Origin of the sequence: Vibrio sp. ES.051 (genome assembly GCF_002563795.1) — a bacterium.
Taxonomy (GTDB): Bacteria; Pseudomonadota; Gammaproteobacteria; order Enterobacterales; family Vibrionaceae; genus Vibrio.
The window spans coordinates 153,843-165,906 of the sequence record NZ_PDJL01000005.1 but is presented as its reverse complement, the minus strand read 5'-3'; the positions used below and the strand labels follow the sequence as shown (position 1 = coordinate 165,906).

General features: G+C 45.0%; 11 protein-coding genes. 7 read left to right on the top strand and 4 right to left on the bottom strand.

Translation table 11 applies throughout. The features are described 5' to 3' along the window. The first annotated feature begins 207 nt into the window (after positions 1-207). The 7 genes from hinT (at position 208) to ATG66_RS14815 (ending at position 6,466) form a co-directional block, all read left to right on the top strand. A complete protein-coding gene (hinT, locus tag ATG66_RS14845) occupies positions 208-558 on the top strand; it encodes a purine nucleoside phosphoramidase (RefSeq protein WP_098416063.1) in 351 nt (116 codons plus the stop codon). Positions 559-628: 70 nt separating this feature from the next. Then, a complete protein-coding gene (locus tag ATG66_RS14840) occupies positions 629-2,026 on the top strand; it encodes a COG3014 family protein (protein ID WP_098416062.1) in 1,398 nt (465 codons plus the stop codon). Next, positions 2,026-2,418, top strand: a complete 393-nt coding sequence (locus ATG66_RS14835) for a YcfL family protein (protein WP_098416061.1) — start codon at positions 2,026-2,028, stop codon at positions 2,416-2,418. Before ATG66_RS14840 ends, ATG66_RS14835 begins: the two co-directional genes overlap by 1 nt. Before the next feature lie 84 nt (positions 2,419-2,502). Beyond that, a complete protein-coding gene (gene lpoB / locus ATG66_RS14830) occupies positions 2,503-3,093 on the top strand; it encodes a penicillin-binding protein activator LpoB (RefSeq protein WP_098416060.1) in 591 nt (196 codons plus the stop codon). Between the two features lie 24 nt (positions 3,094-3,117). After that, positions 3,118-3,999 carry a thiamine kinase gene (gene thiK / locus ATG66_RS14825; RefSeq protein WP_098416059.1) on the top strand — a complete coding sequence of 294 codons (882 nt, stop codon included), beginning with the start codon at positions 3,118-3,120 and terminating at the stop codon, positions 3,997-3,999. 75 nt (positions 4,000-4,074) lie between these two features. Beyond that, positions 4,075-4,614: an alpha/beta hydrolase YcfP gene (gene ycfP / locus ATG66_RS14820; protein WP_098416058.1), complete on the top strand. Its 540-nt coding sequence runs from the start codon at positions 4,075-4,077 to the stop codon at positions 4,612-4,614. 562 nt (positions 4,615-5,176) lie between these two features. Further along, positions 5,177-6,466, top strand: coding sequence for an NAD(P)/FAD-dependent oxidoreductase (locus ATG66_RS14815; protein WP_098416057.1), 1,290 nt, complete (start codon positions 5,177-5,179; stop codon positions 6,464-6,466). 43 nt (positions 6,467-6,509) lie between these two features. On the opposite strand, the gene ATG66_RS14810 is transcribed toward ATG66_RS14815, so the two are convergent. From ATG66_RS14810 to ATG66_RS14795, 4 genes are all read right to left on the bottom strand, one after another. Continuing rightward, positions 6,510-7,061, bottom strand: coding sequence for a GNAT family N-acetyltransferase (locus ATG66_RS14810; protein WP_098416056.1), 552 nt, complete (start codon positions 7,059-7,061; stop codon positions 6,510-6,512). Between the two features lie 163 nt (positions 7,062-7,224). After that, positions 7,225-7,995, bottom strand: a complete 771-nt coding sequence (locus ATG66_RS14805; protein WP_179885698.1) for a peptidoglycan binding protein CsiV — start codon at positions 7,993-7,995, stop codon at positions 7,225-7,227. A 7-nt stretch (positions 7,996-8,002) separates the two neighbouring features. Continuing rightward, positions 8,003-11,464, bottom strand: coding sequence for a transcription-repair coupling factor (gene mfd / locus ATG66_RS14800; protein ID WP_098416054.1), 3,462 nt, complete (start codon positions 11,462-11,464; stop codon positions 8,003-8,005). A gap of 5 nt (positions 11,465-11,469) precedes the next feature. After that, entirely contained in the window at positions 11,470-12,039 is a 570-nt protein-coding gene (locus tag ATG66_RS14795; protein WP_098416053.1) for a PilZ domain-containing protein, read from the bottom strand. Positions 12,040-12,064: the final 25 nt, after the last annotated feature.

Sequence of the window (12,064 nt, the reverse complement as noted above, 5' to 3'; positions counted from 1 at the left end):
ACATAAATTTCTATTGTCTTAAAAAGTAACAAAATTTACTGGATTGTATTGAGTTTGTGATGCACGTTTTATGACGTATACGACAAAACAAGCTTCGTTATTTAGCGTTTGGTTAATAATGTTAAGTGAACACTGTTTTTATTGAGCTCCGCTTTTGGTTGGCGCATACTAAATGGAATATACCCACCCTTATAAAATGGAGTTCTCATGGCGGAAGAAACTATCTTTAGTAAAATTATTCGTAAGGAAATCCCGGCAGACATTCTTTATCAAGATGATTTAGTCACGGCTTTTCGCGATATTAACCCGCGCACGCCGAGCCATATTCTCATTATTCCTAATAAGTTGATCCCGACAGCGAATGACGTTGAAGTTGAAGATGAGGCAATGATGGGGCGTTTGTTTACCGTGGCTAAAAAGTTAGCCAAAGAGGAAGGCCTTGCCGAAGACGGCTACCGTTTGATCGTTAATTGTAACCCGCACGGTGGCCAAGAGGTTTACCATATTCACATGCACCTATTAGGCGGTCGTCCTCTAGGTCCAATGGTATTGAGCTAAGCTTTAAAAGTGGGTGGCGCAGTTCACCCACTTCTTTTTCCTGTCGAATGACACATTTGTGGAGATAAATGTGAAACTAGGTGTAAAGCTGTTAGGGCTGATGAGCTGGGCTTTAATTGCCTCTGGCTGCGCGAATTTGTCTGCGGGCAATCTGTTTAGTCACTACAGCAACCAGAATCAAGAAGTTTATCAAGCCGTTGTTGCAGGGGAATATGCGAAAGCGAAACAACTTCAATCGAGCGAAGTGGGTGGCGAGATACTTGGCAACTTTGAAAAGGGCCGTATTTCTTTTCTTGCTGAAGATTACCCGACGAGTTTGAAAGCGTTGGAAAATGGCGATCGTGCCGTTCGTGTTCAGCAAGATCGCGCGACCATTTCTGTGTCAGAAACCGCAACCAGCGTCGGCTCTCTCGCGGTGAACGACAACCTCAAAGCGTACCATCCCGCCGATTATGAACTTGGCTTTTTGCACCTGTATCTCGGGCTAAACTATCTACAGAAAAACGATTTGGAAGGGGCGCTTGTTGAAGTGCGTCGAGCCAATCAAGTTCAGGAAGCGGCAAGAAAAGCCCGTGAAAAAGAACTAAAAGCAGCAGAAAAAGACCTGAAAAAGCAAGGCATGTCTGCCAATTTAGGCAGTGTGTTGGCGAGCTATCCTGATGCCGGTAAGAAACTAAGCGCAGTGCAAAATGGTTATCTGTTCTATCTTTCTGGCTTGCTATATGAAGCCTCACGAGACTTAAACAGTGCTTATGTTGATTACCGACGAGCACTCGCTGTGATGCCAGACAATAAACAAGTTGTTGAAAGCACGTTGTACGCCGCTAAGAAACTAGGTATGCGTGAAGACTTACGTATGCTGGAAAAGCGGTATGGCAAAGCACCTTCTGGGTTAACTCAGTCTCAAGGTCGAGTCATCGTCATTGATGAACAAGGTGTTGTGGAGGCTTTGAAAGGTTGGCGTATTGATCTACCGATTTACGACAGTCGAGATAACGGGGCTATTTATTCGTTAGCACTTCCTTATTATCCCAACCAGGGCGCTCAACGCTTTCATGACGTGGTTTTAAATGGTCAGGCATTGCCTTCCAGTACGCTGACTGATGTTAATGCGATGGCACAAAATGATCTCCATGAGCGGCTGACCACTATGGTGATTCGTCAAGCCCTTCGTGTGTGGGCAAAAGATCGAATCCGAAAAGAGGCAGCAAAAAAAGGCGATGATGTGGGCAACATACTTTTCAACGTATGGAACACATTGACCGAGCAACCAGATACGAGAAGTTGGCAAACGTTGCCTGCGCAAGTCAAAACGGCTTCACAAGTCGTGAAACCGGGAACACAAAGTTTAAACTTGGGTGATCAAACCTATCAGTTTGAAGTGCCTGCACAGCAGACTACATTGGTATGGGTATCCCGTCAGGGAGCACACTCAACCGTGTGGCATAAACAGCTAGGGAGACTGTAATGAAAGCATGGCTTATTGGCTTAATAATGGTCATTGGTTTGGGTGGGTGCGCAGCAAATACTGCAGGCGTCCGAATTGATGGTCAAACGCAAAAAGTATTTTTTAATGATAACGTTTTGGGTAGTCGCTTATTAGTTGACAACATCACCACCACTTACGTAGATGATCGTCCACGTGGGATGGTGCAACTAAGCAGTAACTATAAAGGTGACCAGCATATTCTTTACCGCTTCTATTGGTATGACAACAATGGGTTGGAAGTGAATACCCAGCTTGGTCCGTGGCGAAAAATGATTGTACGAGGATTTGAGCAAGTCACGTTGTCTGAAGTGACTGTAAATCCAAATGGCACACAATTCCGTGTTCAAATTAGAGAAGCACAAGATAATTAGGTCAACACGCCTTTAATAAACTTACGGCTCTGCCGCAGCTGCCGCGCTAACGATGCGCTGGTATTGAACAACTAAGGAACTCTCATGAAAAAAAGTATTATTGCTCTTTTAGGTCTTGCCGTCATTTTAGGTGGCTGTTCTAACAAAGTCTCTTACGGCGATGCGCAAGCAACAGAAACCACGACTATCGATTTTGGCTCAACAGATTTACAAACCATTGCAGCTGAAATGGTTGATAGCATGATGATGTCGGGTTCTGTCGCGGCAATTACTCGTGACCAACGTCCTATCGTTTTTGTTGAGCGCATTAAGAACAAAACCAGTGAGCATATTGATACGGAGTCTATCACTGACACTATTTCAACGAAGATGTTGAATTCAGGTAAATTCCGTTTTGTTGATATGGGACGAGTGGAGTCTGTGCGAGAACAACTTAACTTCCAAAACACGGATGAGTTAGTCAACCAAAGTACTGCAATTCAGTTTGGTAAAATGGTCGGTGCTCAGTACATGCTTTACGGTAACTTATCGAGCATCGTAAAAAATGCGGGTAGCGATAAAGACGTATACTATAAGATGACAATGCGCCTAATGGACTTAGAAACAGGTCTGATTGAATGGGCAGATGAAACGGAAATCCGTAAAGCGCAATCGAAGAGCCTATTTGGTCTTTAATCGATAACGAGGGAGAAGTCATCAATGGCATGGTTTTCTTGGCAACCAGCAAAACAGTTAGATCCGAGTCTTAATGCTCTCGATGGCTTCTTTACTGAGCCCCCAGTAAAAGTACAAACCGTTACGGGCGGCTTAACCAACCGTTGTTGGCGGTTGGAGTCTTCTCAAGGCCTTGCATATGTCTGGCGCCCGACCAGTCAAGTATGTAAGGCTTTTTCGATTTCTCGTCATAACGAATATCAGGTGCTGAATGCCATTTCCTCACTCAATATTGGGCCAAAACCGATTTTTGTGCACGAACAAGGTTTACTGGTGCAGTGGTTAGAAGGGCAAGTATTAACGGACTTAGGTATTGAGTTGAATGAGCTATTGACGATAGCAGTAACAATTCATCAACACCCGGTCAATACAATTCCGTTAGTTCCGTTCTCGTACATCGCACGTATTGATCACTATTGGCTTGAACTTGATGATCAATATGCTGGAACAGAGTTTGAATCTCTGTACTTGAAGTGGCGGACGGAGCCGAGTATCGATACCGTTCCATTAGCGCTTTGCCACTTTGACTTAGGCTGCTATAACCTTGTTAGAGGGGCGGATGGTGTTAAAGTGATTGATTGGGAATACGCTGGCTTAGCCGATCCTAGGCTGGATTTGACGTTGACTTTACAAGTTGCTGGTGCGCCCATTGAAGACGCAGTGACACAATATTGCCAACTCCGAGACATCGAAGACCCCTCTATTTGGTTAGCTGGTGTGCAGGCGTGGCAACCAAGAACGCTAGTTATGGCGATGCTTTGGTATCTACTCGCTTATAAATTGTGGGAGGATGAGCAATACTTAAACAGTGCACATGAGTGTAAAGCCGCATTGTGTATAGAAGATCACTGTTTTGAGAATCCGTAATATTTCCCCCTTTAAGTATAAGGAAATAGTGGTAGTTTTAAGGCAAGTACCAGCGACATACAGGGAGAGGTACATATGATTATTTACTTGCACGGCTTTGATAGTACAAGCCCAGGTAACCACGAAAAAGTGCTTCAATTGCAATTCATCGACGACGACGTACGTTTCATTAATTACAGCACACTTCATCCAAAGCACGACATGCAACATCTTCTTAAAGAGGTGTCGAAAGTGATTGAGCAATCCGACGATCCTGATCCATTAATTTGTGGGGTCGGTCTAGGGGGGTATTGGTCAGAGCGCATTGGTTTTCTCTGCGGCATTAAACAAGTGATGTTCAATCCGAACTTGCACCCAGGGAAAAACATGGCTGGACGGATAGATCGCCCTGAAGAATACGAAGATATTGCAACGAAATGTGTCGACCAGTTCCGCGTTAAAAATCAGGCGCATTGTTTAGTCATCTTGTCGAGAGATGATGAAGTTCATGATAATGAAAAAACAGCGGCAGAATTAGAGAAATATTACCCAATTATTTGGGATGAAACACAATCTCACAAGTTTACAAAAATTTCTCATCACTTACAGATGATGAAAGAATTCAAAAATACTTAGCGCTTGTATTGAGTAAAACAGCACTTCACCAAGTGCTGTTTTACTCTTCGAACACTAATTTCCAAGTATCTTGACGATATTTTGGTGTAGGGTATCACTTCCTCTTTGTTCCCTTTTGCAGCTTACATTCTCGCGATGTCGAAACCTCAATATTGTGCTTTTCTTATTGTTTTGTGATTGATTCATTCTGTGGCACGGGCATTTTGCTATAAAGTAGTCGAAAAATAGTCAATCCGTATACGTTAAAAGGATTTTGGTTGCCTTCAAAATATGGCTCTATATAATGAACCAAACTAAAATAATTTGATAAATATCAAAAAAAATTGAGAGCGAGTAAGAAACTTGCCCACAAATTCTGGCGTCGTATGCGTGCCAGATGAGTCTGTCGATTTTTATCAATTTATTGATAAATAAAGAAAAAATCAGGCGAAATTTTTAATCCAAATAAATTGAGACACCTCTAACAACCAAAAATTCATCGGTTGGATGCATGCCACAGAAAGACGGTGAGTAAAGTATCGAGCTGAACCCCATATATTCATTTTTGTAGAGGAAAATCATTGTGACACGCATTATCGTTGTAGGTGGCGGTGCTGGTGGCCTTGAGTTGGCAACTAAGCTTGGTCGCACTCTTGGTCGTAAGAATCGTGCGAAAATCACGTTAGTTGACCGTAAAGCGAGCCACTTATGGAAACCATTGTTACATGAAGTAGCAACCGGTTCGTTGGATGAAGGTGTTGACGCATTGAGCTACCGCGCTCATGCAAAAAATCATAGCTTCGACTTCCAAATGGGTAGCCTTCAAGACATTGACCGTGAACGTAAAGTGATCATTTTAAGTGAGCTTAAAGATGAACACGGTGAACTTCTTATGCCTAGCCGTGAACTAGAATACGATATTCTAGTGATGGCGATAGGCTCCACATCAAACGATTTCAATACTCCTGGAGTTCGGGAGAACTGTATTTTCCTAGACAGTCCTGAGCAAGCGCATCGTTTCCGCCGTGAAATGAACAATGAGTTCCTAAAACTGCACGCAAAAAACGGTAACGGTACAGTTGACATTGCGATTGTTGGTGCGGGTGCGACTGGTGTTGAGCTATCTGCAGAGCTACACAACGCAGTAAAAGAATTGCGTACTTATGGGTTTGGTGACTTGGACTCTAGTAAGTTAAACGTCAATCTTATTGAAGCTGGCGAGCGTATTTTACCTGCGCTTCCTCCACGTATTTCTTCTGCGGCCCACCAAGAACTAGTAAAGCTTGGTGTAAATGTTCGTACGGCTACGATGGTAACAAAGGCAGAGAAAGATGGGTTAACGACGAAAGATGGTGAAAAAATCCCAGCGCAAATAATGGTGTGGGCGGCAGGTATTAAAGCGCCAGATTTCATTAAAGATATTGCTGGCCTAGAAACTAACCGCATTAACCAACTAGTAGTGAAAAGCACGCTACAAACGACACGTGATGACGATATTTTCGTTATTGGTGATCTCGCCCAGTGTACGCAGAAAGATGGCTCTTTTGTGCCACCTCGAGCGCAAGCAGCGCATCAAATGGCAAGCCAAGCATTCAGTAACATTGTGGCTAAAATTAACGACCGCGAGCTGAAAGACTACGTATACAAAGACCACGGTTCATTGGTGTCTCTAAGTCGCTTTTCGACTGTCGGCAGTTTGATGGGCAACCTAACTAAAGGCTCTATGATGGTAGAGGGGCGTATTGCTCGTGTGGTCTACATCTCGCTCTATCGAATGCATTTAGTGGCACTGCACGGCATTATTAAGACAGGTTTGATGATGCTGGTTGGTCGCATTAACCGCGTGCTTCGTCCTAACTTGAAATTACACTGATATTTATAGTAGATAGAAAAAAGCCACCGCATCGGTGGCTTTTTTATTTAGTCAAATCATGCGGTAGTAGAGAGTAGACGACGCCGTCTTTAGGCTTACCATGGAAAATAAAGCGATTACGAGCAATCGTCTCTTTTTGCGCACCGACGGATTCGATCAAAGTTTGGCTCGCGGAGTTGTTCGGGTCACAAACGATTTCTAAGCGTGTGAGATTCAGTTTAGCAAAGCAGAATTCGGCTAATGCTCGGACAGCTTCTTGCGCATAACCTTGCCGTTGGTAGCGGTCTGCCACCCAGTACCCCATACTGGCCATGTTAAAAGTATGGTAGAACTCGTTAACGGCTACCATACCAACCAGCGTGTTAGTCGCCCGCTCATAAATGCCGAAACCGAACGCTTCGGTTTTCACCCAATTTAAGCGAGTCGCCAGTAAAAAGTCTTGTGCATTTTTTAAAGTGACGTTTGCATCGCACCAATCAAGCCATTGGTGAAGAGACGGGGACTCGGAGAGCAAACGTTGCAACGTATGAGCGTCTTCGGAAGGAATGAGTTTCAGCGCTAAGCGAGGAGCAATGATTTCAAAATCTGGACTCATGAATTGATACAGCTTCCATGTTATATCAACCCAAAAATTATAACGCCGTGATGGCGTATTGGTAATCAGTGAGGATGATTCGTTATTTACTGCAATTGGTATTAAATTCGAGATAAAACCAAGCGCAGAAATGCTGGGTGCTGCGCTTGGTTTTTGTTAGCGTTTATTCAACACGACGAACTTGAATGATCATTCCCATCAATGGGTTGTCTAGATAGTGAGTTTCGCTACTACGCATACGACGCTTTTGATCCATTCGGTAACTTTTGAGGAATTTTTCTTCCGTTATTGTCGGTGATATTTCCGCTAAGTTGCCGACCTGAACGTTGCCGTCCACTTCACCAAGCTGGTTTGTTGATTGTTCTATTAAGGTTGGCTCAAAACGTACTTCTCGAATACTCGGCTCACGAAGGTCTAGAGTTGTCTCGGCGAATAGATAATGCTGTACATAGATTTGGAGTCTGCCATCTAGCTCATACAGAGGACCATTGATAGTTTCTTCACTGTAACCGTCACGAGAAAGTGTCTGGTTGCTGCTATTAATAGGGCTACCGTCAGGAAGATAAGAGTTGGAGAAATCACGCCCACCAACGATGCGGAAGATAGGCGCACTAGACCTACCTTGGTCACCTTGACGCCACGCCACGTGTTTAAGTACTTTAAACCCCGCGTGATTGTTAAGTGCCGATTCCTGTTCGTTTAGAAGAAAAGAAGAACGAGGCAGCAGCGTAACGCCTTTAGAGCGACGGTAAGATTCACTCTCTAAACTGCCGACATTCACCATGTCGATTTTTGGCAGTTGATTGGGCCAAGCCTCAGTGGTGTTTTCTACGTCGACTGCTCGCTTGAAAATGATCACTTCAATATCAAACTGACGCTGTGCCCAAGAGGGCATAGAGACACATAGAAGTAATAACGGGATCAGTATTCTCATTCGACTATTAGCTCGTTGGTAATAAGTTCTGTTTAAAATCATTCAGTAAGTCTTGTACAAACTGAATGCGTTTGCGTCGGTCCGCCAATGGTACGCTAAACTTGAACTTAGTTGGACCTTCCATTGCAAATTTTTGCGGCTGTGATTGCAGCAGTTTAACCAAATACGCAGGATTTATGTCAGCATCAGGGTAAAACTCGATAAATCCCCCTTTATCATAAGCTTCAATCTTTTTCGCTTTTAGGCTAGCTGCGGAAAATTTCAGTTCTGAGACAACCAATAAATTCTTGGCTGCATCCGGCAGTAAACCAAAGCGGTCGATAAGTTCGACTTTTAGTTCCGACAATTCTTCGCTGTTCGTTACGCTGGCAATGCGTTTGTACATCGAAAGGCGTGTGTTTACATCAGGAATGTAGTCGTCCGGCAATAGGGCTGGAATTCTCATTTCAACTTCAGTTTGCTCGCGAAGGAGTTCATCCAAAGAGGGCTCTTTCCCTTCCTTCAGCGCTTGTACTGCTTGTTCAAGCATTTCCATGTAAAGTGTAAAACCAACCGATTGAATTTGCCCACTTTGTTCGTCACCTAGCAGTTCACCTGCGCCACGGATTTCAAGATCGTGCGTCGCGAGCGTAAAGCCCGCACCGAGATCTTCCAATGAGGCGATGGCATCGAGGCGTTTAATCGCGTCCTTAGTCATTGCTTTGGGATGTGGTGTCAATAAGTAAGCATAAGCTTGGTGGTGAGAGCGACCAACACGGCCCCGCAATTGGTGCAGTTGCGCCAAACCGAGGTTATCCGCACGATCCATGATAATGGTATTGGCGGTTGGTACATCGATACCGGTTTCGATGATCGTCGTACACACCAAAACATTGAAGCGTTGGTGGTAGAAGTCGTTCATCACTTGCTCTAGTTCGCGCTCACGCATTTGACCATGAGCGACGGTGATCCGAGCTTCTGGTACCAATTTTTGTAAGTCCTCAGCGGTTTTTTCTATCGTTTCGACCTGATTATGCAGGAAGTAAACTTGCCCACCACGCATAATTTCACGTAGCACGGCTTCACGGACGATAGGCTCTTCTCTTTGTCGAACAAAAGTTTTGATGGCCAAACGGCGGGCGGGTGGTGTCGCGATGATCGATAAATCGCGCATGCCGCTCATGGCCATGTTGAGGGTGCGTGGAATTGGCGTTGCTGTGAGCGTGAGGATGTCGACATCGGCCCGCATTGCTTTCACTTTTTCTTTTTGACGAACCCCAAAGCGGTGCTCTTCATCGACGATCAACAAGCCCAGATCTTTAAATTTAATATCACTCGAAAGCAGCTTGTGTGTACCGACGACGATATCGACCTTACCGTCTTCGACATCTTGCAAAATGGCTTTTTGCTCTTTAGCGGATTTAAAGCGCGAAAGTACTTCGACACGGATTGGCAAGTTGGCAAAGCGGTCACGGAAGTTTTCGAAGTGCTGCTGAGCGAGTAGGGTGGTCGGTACTAATACTGCAACCTGCTTGCTGTTGTCTGTCGCGACAAACGCAGCCCGCATCGCGACCTCCGTTTTACCAAAGCCCACATCGCCACAAACTAGACGGTCCATGGCTTTCGCTTGACACATATCCGATAGCACAGCGTTGATCGCCATTGCTTGGTCTTCAGTTTCTTCAAATGGAAAAGTTGCTTTGAAAGTCGCGTATTGGCCGCGATCTAGTTCAAACTTGAAGCCCGGTTTTAGTTCACGCTTGGCGTAGACATCAAGTAACTCGGCTGCCACATCACGAACTTTTTCTGCTGCTTTACGGCGTGCTTTGGCCCATGTTTCTCCACCGAGTTTATGCAGTGGCGCTGTATCCTCTGCGCCACCAGAGTAACGACTGATCAGGTTCAGTGCCGAAACAGGGACATAGAGTTTGGCGTCGTTTTGATATTCAAGAGTGACGTATTCGGTTTTCATGCCGCCGGCTTCAAGCGTTTGCAGGCCAATATAACGACCGATTCCGTGGTCTATGTGTACAACAGGTTGGCCCGGTTTCAGTTCGGCAAGATGACGTATGACCGTATCGCTGTTGACCGTTTTTTTATCTTTGCGGCGGCGTTGGATCACGCGATCGCCAAGTAAGTCACTTTCGCAAATTAATGCGAAGTTCAGCTCGTCGTGGATGAAGCCGTGTTCTGCCGCGCCAAGGATGAGACTGAAGCGGTCGTTTGACTCTAAGGCTTGATAAAAAGACGGATGCACGACGGGGCGAACTTTAATGCCTTGCAGCAGTTCTGTCAGTGCTTCACGACGACCTTCAGACTCCACAGAGAAGATGATTTTCCCGGTGAATTGTTCACTAAATTGACGAAGACGTGAGAGTGGTTCTTTATTTTGTTGCTGAACGCCAAGTTCTGCTAGTGACTGAACGGCTAGATTCTGTCGACCAGCACGCTTAACAACTTTCTCAAGGCTTAATTGAGCCATTGGTAGCTGCTTTAACTGGCTGAACAGTTCGTCTTTTTTCAACCACAGTTGATGTGGTGCGAGCAGAGGACGCAATGGGTCGATTTTTTTCTGGTCGTATCGGAACTCAACGTCTGTTAAGAATGTCTCTACCGCTGATTCTATATCACCATAAGTGATGATCTGTGAATCTTCTGGTAAGTATTCAAACAAGGTTTCCGTGTGGTCAAAGAACAGTGGTTGCCAATATTCGATGCCGGCAGGCCATGTTCCTTTGGTAACCTGCATATAGATAGATTCTGGTTCGCGACGGGCTTCGAATTGTGTTCGCCAACGAGTCCGGAAGTCTTCAATCGCTGCTTTGGTCGTCGGGAACTCATGAGCTGGCAATAATTGGATTTGCTGAATATCTTCAATCGAACGTTGGCTTTCTGGATCGAACGTACGAATGGTATCAATCTCATCATCAAAGAAATCGATGCGATAAGGATCCGTGCTGCCCATCGGGTAAAGATCGAGAATCGATCCTCGGCTCGCGTATTCACCCGGTCCAAATACTTGGTCCACATGGCGGTAACCAGAATTCTCTAGTTGCACTCGCAGCTTTTCGAGTGAAAATTGATCGCCCGTTTTTACCATTAAGGTGTGCTGTAACAAAAAATCACGTGGAGACTGGCGCTGCAGAACGGTACTGACCGGCACAATGGTAATTCCGTTACGCTGGCTTGGCAGTTGGTAAAGGCGCGCAATACGTTCAGAAATAATTTCTTGATGCGGAGAAAAGTTATCGTAAGGCAGAGTTTCCCAGTCAGGGAAAAGGCTTACGGGATGATCGGTAAACTGCTCAATTTCTGCTTGCAGTTTTAAGGCGATTTGCGGGTCGGGCACCACGAGTAACGAGTGACTCGTGTGCTGTTTTGCTAATTCAGCAATCGCCAAAGGCAGAGCCGCGCCCGGTAGATTACCTAGCTGTTTTTTGTCGCCACGCTCAGAAGGATTGGTGACGGAAAGAATCGTTGCTTTTGTCATAGGAGTTATTTTTTATCTCGCTCCATTGAGCGCTGACGTAAAAGTTTTTGTTGTTGATATAAAGCTGCTTTGATCAGTAAGTCTTGGTCGGCTTCTCTGAGCATTTTATACCTAAGAGTGATGATGAAACCCTGCTCAGAAGAGGCACATTCTTCTACTTGAGCGTAACAGTAAATCGCAGCTGCGGGATGATCTAGGAACAACTTTACACGCACTAACTGTTGAGGTTCGAGCGCGGTATCGGCGCGGTAGCTTAACTGACTTGCGCCGAATTGGGTCGTTTGAAATCTCAGTGCAATCTCATCTTGTTGCGAAAGCATGAAGCTTAGCAAGAGGTTGAGTTTGGAATTCTGTGTATCAAGTAAGCTAATGACATGCTTCAAGTCTTTGTTTTTTAATTCAAAATGTGCATTTTCTGCTAGCATGTCTAAGTGGCTAAATTCACTGGCGACAATAAAAGGCGCGGGAATTTCGGAAACAAAGGTTTCTTCATCTGGCAAAGCAAAGTCCGCACTTAACGCTTCCACGTTAATGGTTAGGTTATGGTGAACAATAAAGTATTCTTGCTCTGTCATGTAGTCGGTCCTTTTGCCATCGAGC

Excerpts from the sequence above, each read along its gene's own strand:
- hinT (WP_098416063.1), top strand. The coding sequence starts at position 208 with ATGGCGGAAGAAACTATCTTTAGTAAAATTATTCGTAAGGAAATCCCG.
- ATG66_RS14835 (WP_098416061.1), top strand. The coding sequence starts at position 2,026 with ATGAAAGCATGGCTTATTGGCTTAATAATGGTCATTGGTTTGGGTGGG.
- lpoB (WP_098416060.1), top strand. The coding sequence starts at position 2,503 with ATGAAAAAAAGTATTATTGCTCTTTTAGGTCTTGCCGTCATTTTAGGT.
- thiK (WP_098416059.1), top strand. The coding sequence starts at position 3,118 with ATGGCATGGTTTTCTTGGCAACCAGCAAAACAGTTAGATCCGAGTCTT.
- ycfP (WP_098416058.1), top strand. The coding sequence starts at position 4,075 with ATGATTATTTACTTGCACGGCTTTGATAGTACAAGCCCAGGTAACCAC.
- ATG66_RS14810 (WP_098416056.1), bottom strand. The coding sequence starts at position 7,061 with ATGAGTCCAGATTTTGAAATCATTGCTCCTCGCTTAGCGCTGAAACTC.
- ATG66_RS14805 (WP_179885698.1), bottom strand. The coding sequence starts at position 7,995 with ATGAGAATACTGATCCCGTTATTACTTCTATGTGTCTCTATGCCCTCT.
- mfd (WP_098416054.1), bottom strand. The coding sequence starts at position 11,464 with ATGACAAAAGCAACGATTCTTTCCGTCACCAATCCTTCTGAGCGTGGC.
- ATG66_RS14795 (WP_098416053.1), bottom strand. The coding sequence starts at position 12,039 with ATGACAGAGCAAGAATACTTTATTGTTCACCATAACCTAACCATTAAC.